Source organism: Polaribacter sp. P097 (genome assembly GCF_036864555.1).
Taxonomy (GTDB): Bacteria; Bacteroidota; Bacteroidia; order Flavobacteriales; family Flavobacteriaceae; genus Polaribacter.
This window is the reverse complement of sequence record NZ_JAZETJ010000010.1, coordinates 1-236: the sequence shown is the minus strand read 5'-3', so window position 1 is coordinate 236 and position 236 is coordinate 1. Positions and strand designations below refer to the sequence as shown.

General features: G+C 38.6%; 1 protein-coding gene. It reads left to right on the top strand.

Annotated features, from left to right (window positions below):
* A partial coding sequence (locus V7R38_RS13130; protein ID WP_334059116.1) for a hypothetical protein occupies nucleotides 1-236 on the top strand: 236 nt, incomplete at both ends.

Here is a 236-nt window from a genome sequence, read left to right as displayed (position 1 = left end):
TGTGATGTAGTTGCTGATAACACAACTTCTACTGCTACTATTAATGAAGGTGAGGCTAAAACATTATCAGGTTCGCCTGCTGGTGGTACTTGGTCTATCGTTTCTGGTGGTGGTTCAATCAATGGAAATACTTATTCTCCAGCTGATATTAATACAAACACAACTGTAGTGATTCGTTATACAATTGCTGCTGATGGTGATTGTGCTGCTACAACTGATGATGTTACTTTTACAGT